Source organism: Kushneria indalinina DSM 14324 (genome assembly GCF_003385845.1).
GTDB lineage: Bacteria > Pseudomonadota > Gammaproteobacteria > Pseudomonadales > Halomonadaceae > Kushneria > Kushneria indalinina.
Genome location: NZ_QRDJ01000008.1, coordinates 72,018 through 93,551, shown reverse-complemented (window position 1 = coordinate 93,551; position 21,534 = coordinate 72,018). Strand labels below are relative to the sequence as shown.

17 protein-coding genes are annotated in these 21,534 nt (G+C 60.7%); 2 read left to right on the top strand and 15 right to left on the bottom strand.

The features are described 5' to 3' along the window. Positions 1 to 66: 66 nt before the first annotated feature. The 7 genes from C8D72_RS11470 to C8D72_RS11440 form a co-directional block, all read right to left on the bottom strand. A complete protein-coding gene (locus tag C8D72_RS11470; RefSeq protein ID WP_115854584.1) occupies positions 67 to 1,146 on the bottom strand; it encodes a TRAP transporter substrate-binding protein in 1,080 nt (359 codons plus the stop codon). A gap of 342 nt (positions 1,147 to 1,488) precedes the next feature. Beyond that, entirely contained in the window at positions 1,489 to 2,394 is a 906-nt protein-coding gene (locus C8D72_RS11465; protein ID WP_115854583.1) for a LysR family transcriptional regulator, read from the bottom strand. A gap of 145 nt (positions 2,395 to 2,539) precedes the next feature. Further along, positions 2,540 to 3,937: a sugar porter family MFS transporter gene (locus C8D72_RS11460; RefSeq protein ID WP_115854582.1), complete on the bottom strand. Its 1,398-nt coding sequence runs from the start codon at positions 3,935 to 3,937 to the stop codon at positions 2,540 to 2,542. A 175-nt stretch (positions 3,938 to 4,112) separates the two neighbouring features. Continuing rightward, complete coding sequence (locus tag C8D72_RS11455) at positions 4,113 to 4,808, bottom strand: nucleoside/nucleotide kinase family protein (protein ID WP_115854581.1); 696 nt, start codon at positions 4,806 to 4,808, stop codon at positions 4,113 to 4,115. 56 nt (positions 4,809 to 4,864) lie between these two features. Then, a complete protein-coding gene (locus C8D72_RS11450; protein WP_115854580.1) occupies positions 4,865 to 5,119 on the bottom strand; it encodes a hypothetical protein in 255 nt (84 codons plus the stop codon). Between the two features lie 23 nt (positions 5,120 to 5,142). Next, the gene (locus tag C8D72_RS11445) at positions 5,143 to 6,840 is read right to left on the bottom strand and encodes a sodium:solute symporter family protein (protein ID WP_115854579.1); all 1,698 of its coding nucleotides are present in this window, start codon (positions 6,838 to 6,840) and stop codon (positions 5,143 to 5,145) included. Positions 6,841 to 6,918: 78 nt separating this feature from the next. Beyond that, positions 6,919 to 7,785: a sugar phosphate isomerase/epimerase family protein gene (locus tag C8D72_RS11440; protein WP_211308843.1), complete on the bottom strand. Its 867-nt coding sequence runs from the start codon at positions 7,783 to 7,785 to the stop codon at positions 6,919 to 6,921. 166 nt (positions 7,786 to 7,951) lie between these two features. Between C8D72_RS11440 and C8D72_RS11435 the strand changes: the two genes are divergently transcribed. Next, entirely contained in the window at positions 7,952 to 9,118 is a 1,167-nt protein-coding gene (locus C8D72_RS11435) for an ROK family protein (RefSeq protein WP_170140582.1), read from the top strand. A gap of 76 nt (positions 9,119 to 9,194) precedes the next feature. Here the strand turns inward: C8D72_RS11435 and tal are convergent, their stop codons facing one another. From tal to C8D72_RS11400, 7 genes are all read right to left on the bottom strand, one after another. Then, the gene (gene tal, locus C8D72_RS11430) at positions 9,195 to 10,154 is read right to left on the bottom strand and encodes a transaldolase (protein ID WP_115854576.1); all 960 of its coding nucleotides are present in this window, start codon (positions 10,152 to 10,154) and stop codon (positions 9,195 to 9,197) included. Positions 10,155 to 10,252: 98 nt separating this feature from the next. Beyond that, positions 10,253 to 11,755: a xylulokinase gene (gene xylB, locus C8D72_RS11425; RefSeq protein WP_115854575.1), complete on the bottom strand. Its 1,503-nt coding sequence runs from the start codon at positions 11,753 to 11,755 to the stop codon at positions 10,253 to 10,255. Between the two features lie 38 nt (positions 11,756 to 11,793). Further along, entirely contained in the window at positions 11,794 to 13,263 is a 1,470-nt protein-coding gene (locus C8D72_RS11420; protein ID WP_115854574.1) for a mannitol dehydrogenase family protein, read from the bottom strand. 48 nt (positions 13,264 to 13,311) lie between these two features. Then, positions 13,312 to 14,463: an ABC transporter ATP-binding protein gene (locus tag C8D72_RS11415; protein WP_115854573.1), complete on the bottom strand. Its 1,152-nt coding sequence runs from the start codon at positions 14,461 to 14,463 to the stop codon at positions 13,312 to 13,314. 57 nt (positions 14,464 to 14,520) lie between these two features. Further along, positions 14,521 to 15,375, bottom strand: a complete 855-nt coding sequence (locus C8D72_RS11410; RefSeq protein WP_115854572.1) for a carbohydrate ABC transporter permease — start codon at positions 15,373 to 15,375, stop codon at positions 14,521 to 14,523. After that, positions 15,372 to 16,274: a carbohydrate ABC transporter permease gene (locus C8D72_RS11405; RefSeq protein WP_115854571.1), complete on the bottom strand. Its 903-nt coding sequence runs from the start codon at positions 16,272 to 16,274 to the stop codon at positions 15,372 to 15,374. The genes C8D72_RS11410 and C8D72_RS11405 overlap by 4 nt, the downstream gene beginning before the upstream one ends. A gap of 104 nt (positions 16,275 to 16,378) precedes the next feature. Next, entirely contained in the window at positions 16,379 to 17,686 is a 1,308-nt protein-coding gene (locus C8D72_RS11400; RefSeq protein ID WP_115854570.1) for an ABC transporter substrate-binding protein, read from the bottom strand. Positions 17,687 to 17,975: 289 nt separating this feature from the next. Between C8D72_RS11400 and C8D72_RS11395 the strand changes: the two genes are divergently transcribed. Further along, positions 17,976 to 19,079 carry a substrate-binding domain-containing protein gene (locus tag C8D72_RS11395; protein ID WP_115854569.1) on the top strand — a complete coding sequence of 368 codons (1,104 nt, stop codon included), beginning with the start codon at positions 17,976 to 17,978 and terminating at the stop codon, positions 19,077 to 19,079. Positions 19,080 to 19,098: 19 nt separating this feature from the next. On the opposite strand, the gene C8D72_RS11390 is transcribed toward C8D72_RS11395, so the two are convergent. Continuing rightward, positions 19,099 to 21,477: a mechanosensitive ion channel family protein gene (locus C8D72_RS11390; RefSeq protein ID WP_245955235.1), complete on the bottom strand. Its 2,379-nt coding sequence runs from the start codon at positions 21,475 to 21,477 to the stop codon at positions 19,099 to 19,101. Positions 21,478 to 21,534: the final 57 nt, after the last annotated feature.

Sequence of the window (21,534 nt, the reverse complement as noted above, 5' to 3'; positions counted from 1 at the left end):
AAGTTTCTGCCTGTGGAAGTGGCGATCCCGACGCGCCGCTTTCAGGCGGCGCGTCGAAGCGCGGGGTCAGGGGGCTTCGGCCTGCAGATCGACGACCTGGCCGACGCCTGCGTTCCACTGCTCGAGCGTATCGGCATCGACACGCCCGGCCCATGCCGGCAGCACGACGTCCTGAAGCGCCTGGCGGGCGCGCTCGGTATCGGCCCGGGTCGGCTCGATCAGCGTCATGCCGGCGGGGTCGCCCGCCGGACAGTCGCCCTTACCCGTGAGGCAGGCGATGCCGCGCTGGGTTTCGTTTTCGGCGTTGGCCCAGACCGGGGCAGTAAAGGCGTCATCGACCTGATCCTGGATCAGCTGCTGCTCGGCGACGTCGATGCTCTCCCACTTGTCCTGATTGATGGCGGTGATGACATAGTCCCAACCGCCGATCGGCAGCGGCAGCATGTGGCTCGAAACGTCGTACCAGCCGGCGCTGTAGCCGGACATCGAACCGGTCACGGCACAGTCGATCACACCGCGTTCGAGCGACCCGGGTACTTCGTTGAAGGCGATGTTGAGACTCTGCGCGCCGAGGGCTTCGAGAAACTCTCCTGTCGAACGACCGCTACCGCGCACCTTCTTGCCCTCGAGGTCCGAAAGCCCCGAGATCGGCGTGTTGCAGAACAGCACCTGGGCGGGGTAAGGGACGATAGCGAGCACGTGGCTGTTGAAACGCTGGTTCAGCGCCCTTTCGGCGATGGGGCGAAAGGCTTCTGCCACCTCGCGGGCCTGATCGCTTTCGGTAGTCATCATTGGCAGATCGAGCCCTTCGAGCTCCGGTGCGTCGCTGACGGTGTAGTCACCCACCGTTATGCCCACGTCGAACAGGCCATCACCGAGATAGCGGAAGACATCGCTGTTGGCGATACCCATCTGATCGAAACTGGTGACCTGCGTCATGATCTCGCCGTCGCTGGCTTCGGGCAGCGTCCTGCTCCAGAAGGGCTGCTCGAACTTTTGATGCATCTCCAGGCTGCCCCAGCTGCCGACAACGTTGAGCGACGTTTCGGCGGAGGCCGATGAGACAGTACCGATACCAAGCACGGTAGCGGCAAGGGGAATCAGGGCACGATAACGCGCAGTGCCATTGATGGTTTGGCAATTCATGGGGTAGGCCTCGCTTTTGGCATTTGTTGTTGATGTTGTGCCGAGCCATTGCAATAAGGACAGCTCGATAGGAGCAGAGCCGGCCGTACTGCAAATCATGGCCAGGACTATCGTTAATCGATATGTTCCCCTGTCCACTTATTATCGATGTAGCGCATATCAGGCACTTGATGGCCCGTATTGTGATTGTTTTCTCGACAATAAGAAGGAAGCTTTGATAAGGCAAATCGATTTTTCTGATTCGTTAAAATCGAAAAAACCTTTCACTGCCCGGCAGACGCTGCGTATCCACCTCAATGCCCGTCACAGGAAGGGGGAAGTGATCGATATCGATGTCTGTATTTAGAGGGAATACTGGGGATAACGCGCCTGATCTTCACGTGCAATTTCGATGGCCAGTTCAACAATGCCATCGGCCAGTGACTTATCAAGATGGCGCGGCCATGAGGCCGTAAATTCGAGTTCGGGAAGATCAGCCGGCAGCTCAATCAGCCTCGACTGGACAAGCTCATCGTGCACCAGACGCGGCGGGATGGCGCCGATACCGATGCCATCAAGTGTCATGCGCACAATGGTCCATACAGAGCTTGAGCAGTGAAGCTTGCAGCGTTCCAGACGCTGCTGATGAAGCAGATTGCCCAGCTCGCGGTGAGGGCGGCTGTCTCTGGCAAAGGTGATCAGCGCCAGATCGGGAATCTTCTGGAGCGAGAAATCATCAGGATCGATAGCCAGCTCCGGGCTTGCAATCAATCCCATTTTATAGTGACAGAGAAAACGGTTGAGGACTTCTGGCGTGTTCACCGGCCCCATGAGAAAGGCCATATCCACATCGCGATTATGTAGTTTGGCGGCCAGACCAGGTGAGGTATCGACTTCAAGTTCCAGCGTCATCTCGGGAAAACGCTGCGCCAGCTCGGCAAGAAATCGGGGCAGCCAACTATGCGCAATGGACTCGACAACCCCCAGACGCAGCGCCCCCTGAAAGGGGGTCGCCAGCTCCAGCATCGCCATGGCCTCCTGGCGCGCCTCCATCAGAATGAGGGCATGCTGATAAAACTGACGCCCTCTAAGCGTCGGCTTGATGGGACGCTGCGTCCGATCAAGCAGGGGTTCACCCATCAGTGACTCCAGCCGGGCGATCCGATCCGATACCGAAGGCTGGGTCAGATGAAGATGACGCGCCGCCAGACGAAAGGATCCCAGCTGCACGATCCAGACAAAAGCTTCGATTTCCTTGAAGTCGAACATGATCCCCTGCCGGCCACTAACCTCCGAGCGAGCATACCTTAATCGCACGACCTGGCGCGCGTAGACATGATCTGGACCTCAATACAAAAACCGTCACCTCGAAAGGCGGCTCAATATCGCTCTTTGGTCAGGTACGCACTGCCCTTCACTTCGCAGCCTTCTTGCGTTTGGCCGGGAAGAAGGTGCCACTGCGTAGATCCGCCTCGATCTCTTCAAGCGAGCGCCCTTTCGTTTCCGGCACGTAGCGCACGATGAACACCAAAGCCGCAATGGTAATCAGCGCGTAGAGCCAGAAGGTGCCCGACGTGCCCAGCGCCCCGATCAGCGACAGCGTGGTCAGCGTCATCAGCAGATTAAATATCCAGTGGCTGAAGGCCCCGACACTTGCCCCTTTGCCGCGGACAAACAGCGGATAGACCTCGGCGTTGATCAGCCACAGGCAGACGCCAAAACTTGAGTTGAGCGCCATGTAGATGGCCAGACACGCTACCAGGGTCCACTGCGCCGCGGTGCTTTCCGGTGAGCCGCCGATAAAAAGCGCGCCCATGACGATCAGCGCGACGGCCGAACCCGGCACCATCCACAGCAGAAAGCGCTTGCGACCGATGCGGTCAACCAGAAAGATACCCAGCACGGTGGCCAGATTGATCAGCACCGCCCCGCCCACGGCCGCCAGCACCGAGGCGCTGTCGCCAAAGCCTGCGTCACTCAGGATGGTGGGGGCATAGTAGATCAGGGCATTGTTGCCGGTGATCTGGGAAAACATCGCGATGCCAAAACCTGCAATCAGGGCCGGGCGTACCCAGGAGCTGAACAGGTCTCGCCAGCTGCCCTCCGGCTGCGCGGCGATCTCCTTGATCTCGTCAAGCTCCTGCTGCGCGCCCTGCCGGTCGCCCCGTACGCGCTCCAGAATGCCCAGCGCCTCCTCCTCGCGATTCTTGCCCAAAAGCCAGCGCGGGCTCTCCGGCAGCAATAGCATGCCGATCATCAGCACCACCGAGGGAATAATGCCGAGTCCGAACATCCAGCGCCACTGGTGCCCGAGGCCATACCCGGTGAGATAGGCCACCAGGATGCCAAAGACCACCATGAACTGAAACATCACCACCAGCTTGCCGCGATGCGCCGGGGGCGTAACCTCGGCAATGTAGACCGGAATGATCTGCGTGGCGCTGCCGGCGGAAAGCCCCAGGATGAAGCGCGCCAGAATCAGCACACCCACGCTGGGCGCGGCCGCCGACAGGATCGATCCCAGGGTGAACACCAGCCCAACCAGCGCGATCGACCAGCGCCGACCGATACGATCCGAGATGGGCCCGGTGCCCAGGCACCCCACCAGCGCGCCGAGGATGATCGCGCCGGTCACGATCTGCTTAAGCGTGTCATCGAGGGCAAAATCGCGGGCCAGCCCCAGCAGGGCAACACCGATAATGCCGGTGTCATAGCCAAACAACAGACCGCCCAGGGCGGCAATGATGGATACCAGCGCTACCAGGGTCTTGCCCTGCGGCCCCTTGTGCGCACTCCCTGCGTGATGGTTCATGAACAACTCCTGAAACTAACTGAATCGTGTCAGCTTGATACTCAAAAAAATGCCCCGACGATCAACGCCGGAGCCTGCTGGTCATGATTATAGCCTGAAGCCACGCTGATGCCGCCCCGGATGAGCGGCGAAAACGCCTGAAAATGGTGACATCGTGTTAAAAACCATCGCAAGCTTATAAAAACCGGATGCAACCGCCATCCCAGCCGATGAGACGGTCAGCGCGCGCGCGGGTGGCTTCAATACGCTCGGCATTGGGACGATCGGTGCTGGCCACCCACGCCCGGGCATCAAGCTCACTGCGTCCAAAGCGCATATGCCGCTCCACCAGCCACTGCTCGCGCAGTTCGGTGTCGACCTCGACATACCAGATTTCATCGAGCATCGCCCTGACGCGATCCCAGGGCGCCTCTTCCATCAGGAGATAGTTGCCCTCGGTCACCACCAGCGGCGTGTCCGGTGGCACGGCAATACTGGCGGCAATGGGCTCCTCGATCTCACGATAAAAGCCTGGCGCGTAGACGATTTCATCCGCTTTGGGCGTGCGCAATCGCTCCAGCAGCGATACATAACCGGCGCCATCAAAGGTATCCGGAGCACCCTTGCGCTCGGCACGCCCAAGACGGGCCAGTTCACGATTGGAGAGGTGATAGCCATCCATCGGCACCACCTGCATCTGCTCACCGAGATGGCTCAACAGCGCCTCGCTGACACTGGACTTGCCGGCCCCCGGCGCGCCTACCAGCCCCAGCAGTGCCCGGGGCCGATCACGAATCAGCGCCCGGGCCGCCGCGACCACTGCCTCATCGATTGCTATCCCGGCAATATCGTTTTCCGAGGCACCATGGTCACTCGAGACAGGGGTACTCATTGCATTTCCTCTACAGAAGGATCAGACATGACGCGCCATGCGTCCGCTGAATTTGATCATTCATCCGTATCGTCATCAGGACTGACCGGTGGCAGAGGGTCCAGCCGACTCCATAGCCAAATTAACGCCCCAAGGGCCAGCATGGCGACCCCCATCCAGGCATTGATGGCAAGCCCGTCCGCCTTTTCGAGCGTCTGCGCATTATCGAGCAGCCCCTTGCCGCCCAGCAGAATACCGTAGACCCCGAGCACGAAGGCAATCAGGTGGCGCAGGTCGAAGGGGCGCCGCTTTTTTGACTCGTTACGTATCATGCCTTTCTCCCTTTAGGGGCGCTCTACCAGCGCCACATCACGGTGATATAAAGCCCGGCCACCACCGCCAGCGCCAGACCGCCCAGCAGGATAGGAGAACGCCACCAGGGAACACCTGCCTTGATTTCGGCAAGGTCGGGCGATTCAGGATCAGGGATGCCCCAGACCAACCCCTTGAGCTCGCCGCGCGCTTTTGCGGGAGTGAAAAGCGTCACACCCACAACCACCGCCAGCGTGGCAAGACCGGCAGCAATGGCACAGTAGAAGTTGGCCATTTGCGGACTGTAGCGCGCCGCCTCCATGACACCACCCTGGTAGAAATAGCTGATATGAGGTGCGCTCAGATGCGCCGCCATGGCGCCCATGGTCCCGGCCAGCATGCCCGTAAAGGCCGCCCAGGGCGAGGTGCGTGCCCAGAAAAGTCCCAGGATAAAAATGACGAACAGCGGTGTGTTGAAAAACGAGAACAGCAGCTGAAGGTAGTTCTGGATATTGCTGTAGCCCGCAGCGATAAATGCCGTGCCCACGCTGATGATAATGCCCACCACCGTGGCCACACGACCGGCGCGCAGATAGTGCGCATCGCTGCGTCCTCGCAGAATATAGGTACGCCAGATATCCTGGGTAAATACCGTATTGAAACCACTGATATTAGCCGCCATGCCCGCCATAAAGCCCGCAAGCAGCCCGGTCAGGGCCAGCCCCAGCACCCCATTGGGCAGGAAGCGCGCCATCAGAAGCGGGATGGCATCGTTGTAGGAGGGACCTTCACCACCACCCAGCCCCGGTATCAATACCAGCGCAATCATGCCGGGCACGATCGTAAACAGCGGCAGCGCCATCTTTGGAAAGGCCCCGATGATCGGGGTTCGGCGCGCACTGTTGAGGCTTCCCGCAGACAGGGCCCTTTGCACCTCGGCAAAGTTGGTGGTCCAGTAGCCAAAGGCCAGAATAAAGCCTTCCCCCATCGCCAGTGCAATCCAGTCCCCCAGTGGGTTGACCCAGTTGCCGACTGAGGTCCCCTCCCAGGTATACAGCATCTGCGGGCCGTGGCTGCTGACACTCTCCATCAGTGCGTCCAGCCCGCCCACGTGATGCAGCCCGACCACCACGATAGGGGTCAGCCCTGCCAGCACGATGAAAAACTGCAGCACTTCTCCATAAATGGCCGCAGTCAGTCCGCCCAGGGTGATGTACATGAGCACCACCACCGCGCCTATCACGATGGACGTCCACAGCGGCATACCGGTCAGGCTCTCGATGATCAGCGCCAGAGCGTAGAGATTGACCCCGGCAATCATGAGCTGGGCCACGGCAAAGACCATCGCGTTGAGCAGATGCGTGGGTTCATTGAAACGTCGCCGCAGATACTCGGGCACGCTGTGGACCCTGGAGCTGTAGTAAAAGGGCATCATCACCACACCCAGAAACACCATGGCCGGGATCGCACCGAGCCAGAAAAAGTGGACGGCCGAGGCACCATACTGGGCGCCGTTGGCCGCACCACCGATGATCTCCAGTGCCCCCATGTTGGCCGAAACAAAGGCCAGCCCCGTCATCCAGGCCGGCATCGATCGCCCGGACAGGAAAAAATCCTGAGATGTTTTCGTGGTCTGACGGGCGAGAAAGCCGATGGCGATGATAATGGCGAAATAAAACACCAGAATCATGTAATCAATTACGTTCAGGCTTAAAAGCGGCCCGGATTGAGCGGCATCCATGTTCTACATCCTGATTAACAGCAAAACGCGGCCCGCACGTCTTTCGGCAAGAACGTGCGGGCGCAGTCCGGTCGTGCCTTATTGCACACGTATCATCTGCTGCGTGGCATGCAGCTGATTGCCCATGAATTCACGCGCATGACGTGCAAGGTCATCACTGTCGGACCAGAGGTTGCGCCAGATCCCCAGATCATTGGAAAGCCCGCGCGCTACGACTGCCGAGGAGAAGCTTTCAAAGGTAATGGGCCCCTGATAGCCAATGCCCGCCAAAGCGTGGAAGAAGGCATTGAAGTCGATTGATCCCGAGCCGAGATAACCGCGGTGGTTCTCGCCGATATGGACATAGCCCAGGCGATCACCGCACTCGATCACTGGACGTACCAGATCGGCCTCCTCAATGTTCATGTGATAGGTATCCAGATGTACACAGAGGTTGTCTCGGCCAATCTCATCGATCAGCGACAGCGCCTGCCCGGCCGTATTGATCACGTTGGACTCATAGCGATTGACCACCTCGATACCCAGCGTGATGCCCTTTTTCGCCGCGCTGTCGGCCAGACGGCGAATCACCTCAACAGCATTGGCACGACCCTGGGCGCTGACAGGCTGACCGTACTTGCCCAGCGCACTGTAAAGCGCACCGCATAGCATGCGCGATCCCAGCGATTCAGCCATCTCAAGCGAGGCCTGTAAAAGCGCCTCGCCACGCGCCACCACCTCCTTATCATCGCTGGAGACATCGGCGTCAAAGGCCAGCCCGCGCGAACAGATCAGCTCGATACCGGCGTCTTCAGCCGCACGACGTGTCCGCGTTGCATCCATCCCTTCCAGGTCATGAAGCGACAGCTCCAGCACCTGATAACCGCTGTCAGCGCTCTGCCTGACGGCACGTTCCAGCGACTGCCCATCGACTCCACCGGTCCAGACCAGGGCATGAATGCCCATCGAATTTCCTGCTGCCATAACGTTTTCCACCTGAAGGCCAAGAAACAAGCTATTTATGTATTTTAAAAACACACCTTTTGCATGACAATAATACATAAGTAAGGAGATGACACGTCATAACCACCCTGTGTCAGAATATAACTGTTCAAAATCCTGGAAGGAGTTCGTGTTGGCGACCCATGGCATCGTTCTTGATCTGATCCGCACCCGGCGTGCCACCACTCGAAGCGAGATCATGCGGGTGACCGGCCTGTCACGCTCGACAGTAGCGCAGCGTCTTGAGCGACTGCTGGAAAGTCGCCTGATATGTGAAGCAGACAGTGGTGATTCGACCGGCGGCCGGCCGGCCGGGCACTTCTGCCTGAATAACGCCTATGGTGCCCTGCTGGTAGTGGATGCCGGTGCGACCTCCATGCGTCTGGCCCTGACCACTCTGACCCTCGAGATCCGCCTGGAGCGGGAAATTGCTCATGCCATAGAAAAGGGCCCCGACGAGACACTGGCCCTGATCAAACAGGCACTTGCAGCGCTGCTGCTGGAAGCGGGAATAGAGGGTGGCGATGTGGCCGGCATTGCCATGGGGCTGCCGGGACCGGTGGAGTTCGAGACCGGGCGCGTGGTCCGCCCGCCCATCATGACCGGCTGGGACGACTATCCAATCGTCGAGACACTCCGGCAGGCCTACGACTGCCCGGTCATCATCGACAACGATGTCAATCTGATGGCACTGGGGGAGTACCGGACGGCACGCGCGCAGGTACAGGATCTGCTTTATATCAAGATGGGCACCGGCATCGGTGCCGGCATTATCATGGAGGGCCGGCTACAGCGTGGCGCACGCGGGAGCGCCGGCGATATCGGCCATCTGATGATCGAGACCGATACGCCCACACAGCCGGCGGCCCCGTGCCGGTGTGGTAAGCGCGGCTGTCTGGAGGCCTACGCCTCGGGCTGGTCGCTGGTACGCACCCTGCGTGAACAGGGGCATATGGTCGACAGTGCCCAAGCCATTGTGCAACTGTCAAAAAGTGGCGATGCACAGGCCATCGAAGCATTACGCCAGAGCGGCAAGCGTCTGGGACTGGCCGCCAGTTATGCCGTCAGTCTACTGAATCCGGCAGTCGTGGTACTGGGAGGGACGCTGATCGAGGGTCAGGATGAATGCGTTGCCGCCTTTCGCGAGACGCTGTATCAACGCTCGCTTCCCCTGGCCACACGTGATCTAAAGGTGGAGATCAGTCATCTGGGTAGACGCGCCGGCATCATGGGGGCCACACACCTGATCATTGATCATCTACTGGATCCAGAGCGTATCGACCGCCAGCTAAGCTGATGCCCCGGAGCATCGAATCAAGGATAAAAAAAGGCCGGCTCCAATGGAGCCGGCCTTTTCATGGAAAGCGCTAAATTTACAGACGCTTTTCGATCAGACCTTCCAGCTTTTCCTGATCATCGGCGAACTTGCTGATGCCTTCAGCCAGCTTTTCGTTGGCCATGGGATCCTGGTTGTGCTGCCAGCGGAACTCGGCTTCGGTCATTTTCTCGACCTTCTTGTCGCCGGGGCCGGTATCGGTCACCTTGCGCTCAACCTCACCTTCGGCGTTGGCCAGCTCTTCGAGCAGGTCCGGCGAGATGGTCAGGCGGTTACAGCCGGCCAGTGCCAACACCTGATCGGTATTACGGAAGCTGGCGCCCATGACCACGGTGTCGTAGCCATAGTTGCTGGCGTAGTCGCACACGCCGCGCACGAACTTCACGCCCGGGTCTTCATCGGGGCTGTAGCTTTCAACGCCGTCACGCTTCTTGTACCAGTCGGTGACGCGGCCCACGAAGGGCGAGATCAGGAAAACACCGGCTTCAAAGCAGGCACGCGCCTGGGCATCGCTGAACAGCAGCGTCAGGTTGCAGTTGATGCCCTCGCTCTGCAGCTGTTCGGCGGCGCGGATGCCTTCCCAGGTGGACGCAAGCTTGATCAGGATGCGGTCGCGATCCACGCCGGCCTTTTTGTACAGATCGATCAGCTTGCGTGCCTTCTCGATACTCGCATCGCGATCAAAGGACAGCTTGGACGCCACTTCGGTGGAGACAAGCCCCGGTACCAGTTTGGTAATCTCGGTCCCCACGACCACCGACAGACGGTCCACGGCGTGCTCAAGGCGCGCTTCGCGACTCTGGCCCTCGGTCTCCTTCTTGACCTCGGCAAGCGTCTTGTCGATCAGCTCCTGGTAGCCTTCCAGATCAAAGGCCTTGAGCAGCAGCGAAGGATTGGTGGTGGAGTCATGGGGCTGATATTTCTTGATCGCTTCCAGGTCACCGGTATCGGCGACAACCTTGGAAACCGCCTTGAGGGATTCAAGCTGAGTTGCCATGTATCACTCCATCGAATCGATTGGGGGCAGCCGACGGGCAGCATCGACTGACCGCGATATTCATGTAGAGACGGCTCATGACCGTCTGCAACGAAATTCTACCGTGTCAGAGATTCAGGATAGCGGTCTTTAAGCGTTTCGACATAGTCTGCGTAGACATCTGCATAGCGCGAGACGTTATCCCTGTCAGGAGATGTGAGGGTAGATTGGTCAATATCAACCGCATGGCGGCAGATATCGGCCAGTGCTGTCTTGCGCCCCTGCATGTATTCATCACACCACTGCGCCTGCAGCGCGCCGCCCAGCGCGGCCGCCTCTCGAATCACCGGACACACCACTTCCACGTTCATGATGTCGGCAATCATCTGTCGCCAGACACTGCTGTTGGCCCCGCCACCGACCAGGCGCAGCTGCTCAGGGCGAATATCGAACGCCTCCAGCAGGTCCAGCCCGTAGCGCAGTCCAAAGCTTGCGCCTTCCATGGCCGCCCGGCAGAGATTGTCAGCCGAGAAATTGTGCGCCGAAAGCCCCAGAAAGCTGCCGGTGGCCTCCGGCAGCATGGGCACGCGCTCACCGTTGAAAAACGGCAGCACCCTGACACCCTCGGCGCCGATGGGCGCCCGCGCCACGGCCTCATTGAAGGCCTTGACGTCATGTCCCAGTACGCGGCTTAGCTGACTGGTCGCGGAGGTGACGTTCATGGTGCAGATCAGGGGCAGCCAGCCGCCGTGGCTGGCGCAGAAATTCGCCACCAGCCCATTATCGGTAATCGCCGGCTGGCTGGCGCTGGCATAAATGGTGCCCGAGGTGCCCAGACTCATGGTGACAGCGCCTGCCTGGATATTGCCGGTACCGATCGCCCCCATCATGTTGTCACCACCGCCGGCCGAAACAATGACATTGCTTCCCAGCCCCAGACGGCCGGCGATGTCGCGACGCACGGTGCCGGCCGGCTGATGTGGCTCGATCAGCCGCGGCAGTACGCGCTCGGGGTCCAGCTCGGGGGCCACGTGTGAAAAGGCCTCGAGATGCCAGCAGCGTTGTCGGGTATCGAACCAGCCCGTGCCCGAGGCGTCACCGCATTCGGCGGTGTACTCGCCGGTCAGGTAGAAGTTGAGGTAGTCATGCGGCAGCAGGATGTGCGCGATACGGTCATAGGCGTCGCGATGGTGGCGACGCAGCCACATCACCTTGGAGGCGGTGTAGCCGGTCTGGGGCACCAGCCCGAGCGCGTCCAGACAGCCCTTCTCGCCGCCGAGGGCCTCGACGTACTCTGCGTTTTCCTTCGAGGATTCGGTGTCGTTCCAGAGCTTGCCCGGATAGACCGGCACGCCCTGACTATCGAGCGCCACCATGCCGTGCTGCTGCCCGGAAATGCCGATGCCGCGAATCGCACCGACGTCGATTCCGGCGGCCTCGATGGCCTGATGGAACGCCACTTCAAACGCCTCGATCCACCACTCGGGATTTTGCTCACGGCGACCGCTTTCACGACTGATCAGCTCGTGCGTGTGTTGTCCTTCGCCGATGATGATGCCCTCTTGCGCATCCAGCACCACCACCTTGGTACTCTGCGTTCCGCAGTCCACGCCGATATACATGTTCCCGTCCTGTTCGAAAATGCTGTCGTGGGAATGGGTTAGCGCACCGATTCCACCGTGGCCCGTGCGCCCTGCTGATGCAGGCGAGACAGCGCCTGGGTGTAAGCCTCGACAAAGCGCTCGTTGTCGACCAGATCGCCGAACACTTCCCGGTTTTCGATAAAGGCCAGCGGGTTATCGCGATTGTGCTGGGCGATCTCGTGAAGCTCGTCTCTCATGCGATCGACAATCTCGATCGGTTCATTCTGCTCGTCAACGCCTTCGGCGTAGCGGGCCCAGCTGGCCACCACCGCCGCCGAGCGCTTGATCTCGCCGTCACGCTCGAGCTGCTCGCGGATCACCGGCAACAGCCATTTCGGGATGCGATCGGAGCTTTCGGCGCACAGTCTTGCCAGGGTGTCGCGAATTTCGGGATTGGCGAAGCGCTCGATCAGGGTACGGCGGTAGTCGTCAAGATCGACCCCGGGGACGGGCGAGAGCGTCGGCGTGCCCTCCTCGACCATGTAATTGAGCAGAAAATCGGCGTACAGCTCGTCCTGGCAAACCTCATGAGCGTAGCGGTAGCCGTCGAGATAGCCGAAATAGGTCAGCGCCTGATGGCTGGCGTTCAAAAGGCGCAGCTTCATCAGCTCATAGGGCATGACGTCATCGACCACCTGCACGCCAACCTCGTCATAGGCCGGGCGGCCCTGGTTGAAATGATCCTCCAGCACCCACTGGGTGAAGGGCTCACACACCACCGGCCAGCCATCCTCGATCTCAAAGCGCTGCTGGATTTCGGCGCGGTCCTCGTCGGTCGTCACCGGCGTAATGCGATCCACCATCGAATTGGGAAAGTGCACCTCTTGTTCGATCCAGTCCCCCAGCTCGGGGTCGCGACGGCGGGCAAAGGCCACAAAGGACTCCTTTGCCACATCGCCGTTGCCCTGGATGTTGTCACACGACATGATCGTAAAGGGCTCGAGGCCCTTCTCGCGCCGGCGCGCCAGCGCCTCGGTAATCAGGCCGAAAAAGGTTTTCGGCGTGGCGTCGGCGTCCAGATCGTGGCGCACGTCCGGATTGTCGAAATTGAACTCACCGGTGACGTGATGAAAGTTGTAGCCGCCCTCGGTGACGGTCAGCGAGACGATACGGGTGGTGTCGGCGGCCAGGCGCTCGATCAGTGTTTCGGGGTCATCCGGGGCATAGAGATAGTCCACGATCGAGCCGATTACCCGCGGTTCCCACTGGCCATCGGGATGCTTGAGCACCAGGGTGTACAGACCGTCCTGCGCCTTGAGCACCTCCTGCATGCGTCGATCCCCCGGCATCACGCCAACGCCACAGATGCCGAATTCCAGCGCACGGCCGTCGTTCATCAGTTCGTCGAGATACATGGCCTGATGAGCGCGGTGAAAGCCGCCAACGCCGAAGTGAAAGATGCCGACGCTGACATCGTCACGATTGTAGCGAGGCCGTGCGATCTCCCCGCCCAGCTGATCAAGATTGTCTGCCTTCAGCGCTGTCATGCCGTCACTCCCTGTGTTGTCGATCGTTTACCCGGCCCGTTGCCGTCATTATGCGGTGGCCTGCGCCGAGGATGCGGAAGGGGCTTCTGCCACCCCCAGCGCCTCGTCGCTGTCGATATCAAAAAGATGGACATGATCCGGATCAAAGGCCAGCGTCAGCGTGTCACCGATTTGTATCCCGGGATGCGCCCCCAGCTGCGCCGTCACCAGCGTCTCACCGATGCGCACCTGGGCCATGGTGACCGGTCCCAGCGGCTCGATGACCTCGATGACACCCTCCAGTCGGCCGCTGCCGCTTGAGGCCCCGACCTGATGCAGATGTTCGGGCCGAATGCCCAGCCAGCATCGTGGGCGCTGGCCGGCATCGCCCAGTGCCGTTCGCTGGTGCGCACTCAGCGAGCATGAAAACCCTTCGCCCTTGAGCGTTTCACCCTGATGATCGGCCTGCAGAAAGTTCATCGACGGCGTGCCGATAAAGCCTGCCACGAACCGGTTGACCGGGCGTTCATAGAGATTATAGGGCGTGTCGATCTGCTGAATGCGGCCATCACGCATGACCACGATGCGCTGGCCCATGGTCATCGCCTCGGTCTGGTCGTGGGTGACGTAGAAGGTGGTCACGCCCAGCCGCCGATGCAGCCGCGTGATTTCGGCGCGCATCTCGACGCGCAGGCGCGCATCCAGGTTGGACAGCGGCTCATCCATCAAAAAGACCTGCGGCTGGCGCACCAGTGCTCGTCCCAGCGCCACCCGCTGGCGCTGGCCACCTGAAAGTGCCCGCGGCTTGCGATCCAGTAGATGCTCGATATCCAGAATTTTGGCCGCTTCCTGGACGCGCTTTTTCACCTCCTCCTTCGGGGTTTTCTTAAGCTCCAGGGCAAAGGCCATGTTGTGATAAACGCTCATGTGCGGGTAGAGCGCGTAGCTCTGGAACACCATGGCGATATCACGGTCGCGCGGCTCGACGTCGCTGACGTCCTGACCGTTGATGCGGATCTCGCCGGCCGTGTTGTGCTCAAGGCCTGCGATCATGCGCATGGTGGTGGACTTGCCACAGCCGGACGGCCCGACCAGCACCACGAATTCGCCATCCTTCGTGGTCAGATTGAAATCCTCGACCGCATTGGCGTGCTCGGCGCCCTTCTTGCCCGGCACGCTGTCGTAGCGCTTGGCCACATCCTTGAGTTCTACAATCGCCATCGAAGCTCTTCCTTTTTCAGGCACAGCCATCCGGCTGCGCAGATCGAGTCACTGCGCCTATTTAACGGCGCCAAAGGTCAGTCCGCGGACCATCTGGCGCTGGGCAAACCAGCCCAGCACCACGATGGGGGCAATAGTCAGCACCGAAGCGGCCGACAGTCGCGCCCAGAAAAGCCCCTCACCGCTTTTGAACGAGGCCGTATACACGGCAAGCGTGGCGGCGTGGTAATCGGTCATGGTCAGGCTCCAGAACGACTCGTTCCAAGCCAGAATCAGCGCCAGAAGCCCGGTCGAGGCCAGGCCGGGAAGGGCCAGCGGCAGAATCACACGGAACATGGTCTGGGTCGTGCTGGCACCATCGATGCTGGCCGCCTCGACGATGTCGACCGGAATATCGCGAAAGTACGAGTACACCATCCATACCATGATGGGCAGGTTCATGGCGGTAAACAGCATTGTCAGGCCCAGTCGGGTATCCAGAAGCCCCAGCGAGCGATAGACCAGAAAGACCGGAATCAGAACGCCCACGGCCGGGATGAACTTGGTCGACACCATCCAGACCAGCGTGAAGTCGGTCCGCCTGGAGGGATAAAACGCCATGGCATACGCCGCCGGTATGGCCAGTGCCAGCCCCACCAGGGTCGAGCCCAGCGCGGTAATCACCGAGTTGAGCGCGTAGTGCCAGTAGCCGCTGCCCTGGGCCAGCGCACTGCGAAAGCTTTCGAGCGTGGGCGAAAAGATAAACGTCGGCGTCATGCTGAACGCCGTCTGCTCGGTCTTGAGCGCCGTCAGTACCACCCAGAGGATCGGAAAAAACATCGTGATACCGATCAGCCAGGCCAAAAGCGTCAGCGCTGTACCGCCAGCACCGCTCTTGCGCCCGGGCGCTTGATCAACGTTGGAGGCAGTCATCGTTGGCTCCCTGCATTAAGGTTGCCGGCCACAAACCGGATCAGGAATATGGCGAAGATATTGGCCAGAATGACGGCTCCTACAGCCGCCGCCGAGGAGAGCCCGATGTCGTACTGGAAAAACGCACTCAGATAGATGTAATACGGCAGATTGGTGGTCGCCGTGCCCGGGCCGCCGCTGGTGGTGGCGTAGATCTCGGCAAAGGAGGTCAAAAAGAAGATGCTTTCCAGCATGATCACCACATAGAGCACCTGCCCCAGATGCGGCAGCACGATGTGGCGAAACTCCTGCCAGCGATTGGCGCCGTCCAGACGCACGGCCTCGAGCTGATCCTCCGGCAGCGACTGCAGTCCGGTCAGCAGAATCAGCAGCGCAAAGGGGGTCCACTCCCAGCTGATCATCATTACCACCGACAGCAGCGGATAGCTCGACAGCCACTGAATGGGTTCAAGTCCTACCGAGCGCATCACCCAGGAAAAAAGCCCGTAGACCGGGTCCAGCAGCATGTATTTCCAGATCAGTCCGGTGACGACCGGCATGACAAAAAACGGCGAGATGGCAAGCGTTCGCGCAATCCCCCGGCCCACAAAGGTGCGATTGAACAACAGCGCCAGCGCCAGCCCCGCCACAACCGTCACCAGCAGACAGGTCGCCACCAGCAATAGCGTATTGAGCAGCGCGTCCCAGAACACGGGGTCGGTAAAGAGCAGTTCATAGCTTAGAAACCCTGCGAAGCCGCGCGTGTTCGGCATCATCAGGTTGTAGTCCTGCAGGGAGTAGTACAGCGTCATCGCCAGCGGGACAATCATCCAGACCAGCAGAAACAGCACGGACGGCGCCATCAGACGCTTGGTCGGTGCACGCCGCTGCGGTGGCGCATTGGTGGAGGGAGCGCTCATGTCATGGGCCTCGCATGAAAGAAATCATCAACGCCGGAGACCACGCGGGCAATACCCGCGTGGTCACACTGGTTACCGACGCTCGGTCATCGGTGGGCCACCGATTACTGCGCCACCTCGGCACGACGCATCAGCCGTTCGGTAAAGGCCTGCCCCTGTTCAAGCCCCTGGTCCACGCTGGTCTGGCCGCTCAGGATACCGGCCATGATCTGGCCGACCCGCGTACCGATGGCCTGAAACTGTGGGATGCTGATGAACTGGATACCGGTATAAGGTACCGGCTCGGCGGTCGGATTTTCAGGGTCGGCGCTGGCAATGGCTTCCTCGACCAGACCGGCGAAGGGCGCCACCTCCTGATAGCCCTCGCTGTCGTAGGTCGATTCACGCGTGCCGGGCGGCACCGACAGCCAGCCGTGGGTATCGGCCACGTTCTGGATATAGTCGGCAGAGGTCGCCCAGTCGACAAAGGTCTGCGCTGCTTCAGGATTGTTGGCCGACTCCGGTACCGCCAGCGCCCAGGCATAGAGCCAGCTCGAGCCGGCCTCGGTGGTTTCATGCGGCGCCTGGGCAAAACCGAGGTGTTCGTGCACCTTCGAGTTGTCGGGGTTGGAGAGATAGCCGGCACCGACCGTGGAATCCACCCACATACCGCACTGGCCGTTGGCAAAGAGCGTTTCGGTTTCGGTAAAGCCGTTGGAGGTGGACCCCGGCGGGCCGTACTGCGTCAGCAACGTCTTGTAGGCGTTGGCGGCATTTTTCCACTCCGGAGAGGTCAGCTGCGCCTCCCACTGCTCGTTGAACCAGCGCCCGCCGAAACTGTTCACCATGGTGCTGAACAGCGCCATGTTCTCGCCCCAGCCGGGCAGCCCGCGCAGGCAGATGCCGTAGACGCCGTTTTTCGGGTCATGAATCTTCTGGGCAAACTCCTCCATCTGACTCCAGGTCGGATGGTCAGGCATCTCGATGTCGGCCTTTTCGAACAGATCCCTGCGGTAGTAGGTCATCGAGGATTCGGCGTAAAACGGCAGGGCATACAGCTCGCCGTCCACGGACAGGCCCTGGCGCACGGTCGGAATCAGATCATCGACCTGATAACTCTCCGGCAGATGGTCCATCGCCCGGAGCCAGCCGTTTTTGGCCCAGATCGGCGTTTCATAGTTGCTGACGGTAATGACGTCATACTGACCGCCGCCGCTGGAAATGTCGGTGGTAATTTTCTGGCGCAGCTCGTTTTCGGCCAGCGTCACGTAATTGACCCGAATATCCGGATGCGCCTCGTTGAAGGCCTTGGTCATCTTCTGCATGGTGACCATGTCGGGATTGTTGACGGTCGCTACAGTAATCGTGGTCTGCGCCTGAGCCACACCGGCACTTCCGAGTCCTGCCAATAGCACGATCCATGACGTTTTCATTGTAATGCCTGCCCTGGTCATTGACGGACTTCCCGCGGCAGGAAGTCGCTTCATTGTGGTGCACCGATCTGTCTTTTCTTGTCATTCGGTGTCATTCACATCATCGACATATCGTTAAGCAGTAACGTCTTTCAAGCAACTCGAGCCATTTTCTTAAAAACTTTATAAAACATAAGGTTAAAAACCATAAAGACCAATTGATAAGCCTTGGTAGAAAAACAACAACGCTATCGACCGACGAATGTCACCCCCACCGCGACCACTTTTCAGGCGGCATCGATGACAAAAAATGATAGATAAAGGTATTGATTGCACGGCCGTGCCAGCGGCCTTCACTGAACAGACACGCAGGAATGCCATGGCAAAACCCCCATCAACGGGCAGAATTCGGTTAAAGGATGTCGCCATGGCCGCTGGCGTCAGCCCGATTACCGTCTCACGCGCCTTCAGCTCGCCCCACCAGCTGCATCCGCAGACGCGCCAGCATGTGCTGGATACCGCCAGTGCCATGGGCTATCTGGCACGCCCGCGCCAGTCAACGGCACTTCCTGTCGCCCCCCCGCGCGGCGTGATTGGCATCATCAATCCACAGTCCGACAACCCCTTTTTCCATGAACTGACCTGTCTTATCGGCCAGCTGGGCGAGACCCGCCAAGTGGATGTGCTGACGATGGATTCCCGCGACTCTCCCGAACAGGAAAGGGCGGCCATCGATCGGCTGATCGCCTGTGGCGTGGATGGCATTATTCTGACGTTTATCTCATCGGATACGCATCATCAGGCGGCGTGTCTGGAGCGGCTTGCCCGGGCCGGGATTGCCGTAGTGCTGCTGGATCGGGAGGTCGAGGGGCCCCACCATGGCGGCATCTACATCGACAATCTCGACTGTGGCTATCAGGCCGGGCGCTGGATGCGCCGCCAGCCGGTCGAGCGGCTGCTGATTCTGTCGGGACCGTCGGATTCACTGGTCACCATCGGACGGGTGTCAGGGATTCGTGAGGCGCTCGCCGGCAGCCCCATCAGTCTTGAAGTGCATTATGGCGATTTTTCCATGTCACCTACCGAGCGCTTCCTGAGCGAAAGACTCGGCCAGGCGCCGCTGCCGGATGCCCTGATCGGCATCAACAACCAGATCACGCTGGGTGTTCTTGCCGCCTATCGCCGGGCACAGCTACCCCTGCCCGAGCACCCCGGCGGGCCACGTCTTTTCTGCATCGACGGCATCACGCATGCCGAACTGCTGGGCACGGCCATTCCTTCAATCCGCCATGACCTGGTGACCATGGCCACCCAGGCCATGGATCTGATCGAGGATGCCCTGCAGTCCGGCAGTCGACGCGGCACTCGCCAGGTGGTGCGAGGCCACCTTCACTTGTCCGGCGAAACCGGCTGAGCGACACCGAAGTATCGCATCAGGGCCGCGAGGGGGCATCACCCCCCTCCGGCGGGGCGTCCGACGGCGCGTCAGCATCTTCTTCATCACGCGATTCGGGCGGTGCCGCCATCACGTCAGGGTTCTCGCGCGGCTGGTCTGCACCGGCTTCCTTCCCCTGCAGGTGCGCCAGCAGCGCATCGATGTTTTCCAGGTGGATGCTGGTGCGCGGCACGGCCAGGTCAAAGCCCTCCTCGTCCATGCGCCGCTTGAGGCGCAGATTGAACTCGCGGGCGACCTCCCACTGCATGACCGGCGCGGTACGAAAGCGGGCCCGTACGATGGCCGAGCCTTCGGTAAAGCTCTCCACGCCCTGCATCTCGAGCGCCGACCAGATCTTGAAGCGAAACATCGGATCGTTGCGCATGCCACCGGCGGTCTCCTCGATCATCTCGATGGCCCGGTCGATGGTCATGCGCTGAGGCACGCGCACCCGGAACATGGCGTAGCCGAACTCGCGCGAATAGTTCTGCACCGCCTTGATCTGGCTGAAGGGCACCGAGTGGACGATGCCGTCCAGATCACGCAGGCGAATGGTACGCAGGCTGAGCTTTTCGACCGTGCCCAGATTGCCGCCCACGTCGACAAAGTCATCAATGGCCAGGGTGTCCTCGACCAGAATGAAGATACCGGTAATCAGATCCTGCACCAGCGTCTGGGCACCAAAGCCCACCGCCAGACCGATGACACCGGCACCCGCCAGCAGCGGCGTCACGTTGACGCCCAGATTGGCCAGCGCCACGATCGAGCCGATCACCACAATGGTGACAAACACCACGTTGCGCATCAGCGGTGTGATGGTTTCGGCTCGCGCGCGACGGGCCCGCCCGCGCTGGGAGCGCGAGGTCGAGGTCATGGCGCGATGGATCGCCGTATCGGTGAGAATCCAGATCAGCCAGCAAAACAGCACCGTCAGCCCGATACTGATCAGGGGCTGAGCGATGCGCTCGCCCACCCCGCCGGTCCGGCCAAGATTCAACAGCGAAAACCCCCAGGTCTGCGCGGCACATTCGGCAAAAATGACCCAGCAGGCCAGATGCGCCAGCACGTAGCCGAACCGGGTCAGGCGACGAACATAGAGCGAGCGCCGCGGTCTTTGGCGAACCTGCTGGCTGCTGCGGCGCAAAAGCCCGGTCACGATCAGCGTCACGATCATGAGCGCGGCCGTCAGCAGCGCCCGGGCAAAGACCGAACGCACGTCACCGCTGTAGGTCAAAATGGCCAGCAGCGAAGCGGCCACGATCAACAGCGCCGGGATATGCCAGACCCTGCCCAGCACCTGAATCAGGTCACTGATGGCACCGCCCTGCTGGCGCTGGCTCAGCGGGCGATTGCGAATCAGATGGCGAATCGGGCGCCGAAAGCGCACCACGAAAAATCCGGTCAGCAAGACGGCCGTGATGTTGACCACCTCGGCACTGAAGCCGGCCAGATCACTGCCGAGCGCCTCGGTCAGCAGGGAAGCATTGAGGGCATCTCCCAGCGCGGCGACACTGCCGATATAAAAGAGCGGCCATGCCGCCTGCTGGCGCAATAGACGCAGCGCCGTACGGCGATGCCCCCAGGAAAACAGGGAAAAGACCACCTCACAGACCGAGGCAAACACCATGCCGCATAGCGCAGCCCAGCCCAGCGTGGTTGCCAGCGTCATGCCGGGGGTGGGGCCCATGCGAAAGGTGATCGCAAGGGTACCGGCAAAGGCCAGGCCCATGGGCAAAAGCCTTCTCAGGCAGTAACGCATCAGCACCACCGCGGTGGGCTGCTCGGGGAGGCGCTGCACCACGCCATAATGCTTGCCCACGGCACGAATCAGCGTATACAGCAGCAGGCCCGCGACCAGCTGCGCTGCCAGCGTGACCAGAAAATCCCGCAGCAGTGTCCAGCGACTGCCGCGCTCGCCGAAGCGCTCGGACAGGTCATCCAGGGCGTTATCGGCGCTTCGCTGCCAGCTCTGGGCCAGACTGCGCCCCTCGCCCTCCTGACCGGTCACCTCCTCAAAGGTGGCCGCCAACGCTCCCAGCAGGCCGCGCCCGGTTGCCCCCGGCGGCCCCTGCGCCTCATCGCTGTCGATACGCGCCTGACTCGCCTCCCTGAGATCCCGCAGCCCCTGTAACAGCGAGTCGCGCTGCTCGCTGTTCTCAAGCGTGGAGATCAGCTGATCCAGCGAGTCGCGAATCTGCTCGGGGGAGGCCTGCTCGCTGCTGTCAGCGCTGTCGCCGCCGCCCGAACCCAGCCCGGCAAGCTCGGCGGCCGAGGCGTGGGCCTGCGGTACCATCGCCAGCATCATCAACATCAGCGTAAATATTGCGCACAATTGGCGCATGGCTGTCAGCGGCCAGAGCCCTGTTATCGCCTGCATTGCCTGATAGTCCTTTCGATCCAACCGGCAGGCAGCGTGACCTGGTCGGGCGCGGCT

Excerpts from the sequence above, each read along its gene's own strand:
- C8D72_RS11470 (WP_115854584.1), bottom strand. The coding sequence starts at position 1,146 with ATGAATTGCCAAACCATCAATGGCACTGCGCGTTATCGTGCCCTGATT.
- C8D72_RS11465 (WP_115854583.1), bottom strand. The coding sequence starts at position 2,394 with ATGTTCGACTTCAAGGAAATCGAAGCTTTTGTCTGGATCGTGCAGCTG.
- C8D72_RS11460 (WP_115854582.1), bottom strand. The coding sequence starts at position 3,937 with ATGAACCATCACGCAGGGAGTGCGCACAAGGGGCCGCAGGGCAAGACC.
- C8D72_RS11455 (WP_115854581.1), bottom strand. The coding sequence starts at position 4,808 with ATGAGTACCCCTGTCTCGAGTGACCATGGTGCCTCGGAAAACGATATT.
- C8D72_RS11450 (WP_115854580.1), bottom strand. The coding sequence starts at position 5,119 with ATGATACGTAACGAGTCAAAAAAGCGGCGCCCCTTCGACCTGCGCCAC.
- C8D72_RS11445 (WP_115854579.1), bottom strand. The coding sequence starts at position 6,840 with ATGGATGCCGCTCAATCCGGGCCGCTTTTAAGCCTGAACGTAATTGAT.
- C8D72_RS11440 (WP_211308843.1), bottom strand. The coding sequence starts at position 7,785 with ATGGGCATTCATGCCCTGGTCTGGACCGGTGGAGTCGATGGGCAGTCG.
- tal (WP_115854576.1), bottom strand. The coding sequence starts at position 10,154 with ATGGCAACTCAGCTTGAATCCCTCAAGGCGGTTTCCAAGGTTGTCGCC.
- xylB (WP_115854575.1), bottom strand. The coding sequence starts at position 11,755 with ATGTATATCGGCGTGGACTGCGGAACGCAGAGTACCAAGGTGGTGGTG.
- C8D72_RS11420 (WP_115854574.1), bottom strand. The coding sequence starts at position 13,263 with ATGACAGCGCTGAAGGCAGACAATCTTGATCAGCTGGGCGGGGAGATC.
- C8D72_RS11415 (WP_115854573.1), bottom strand. The coding sequence starts at position 14,463 with ATGGCGATTGTAGAACTCAAGGATGTGGCCAAGCGCTACGACAGCGTG.
- C8D72_RS11410 (WP_115854572.1), bottom strand. The coding sequence starts at position 15,375 with ATGACTGCCTCCAACGTTGATCAAGCGCCCGGGCGCAAGAGCGGTGCT.
- C8D72_RS11405 (WP_115854571.1), bottom strand. The coding sequence starts at position 16,274 with ATGAGCGCTCCCTCCACCAATGCGCCACCGCAGCGGCGTGCACCGACC.
- C8D72_RS11400 (WP_115854570.1), bottom strand. The coding sequence starts at position 17,686 with ATGAAAACGTCATGGATCGTGCTATTGGCAGGACTCGGAAGTGCCGGT.
- C8D72_RS11395 (WP_115854569.1), top strand. The coding sequence starts at position 17,976 with ATGATAGATAAAGGTATTGATTGCACGGCCGTGCCAGCGGCCTTCACT.
- C8D72_RS11390 (WP_245955235.1), bottom strand. The coding sequence starts at position 21,477 with ATGCAGGCGATAACAGGGCTCTGGCCGCTGACAGCCATGCGCCAATTG.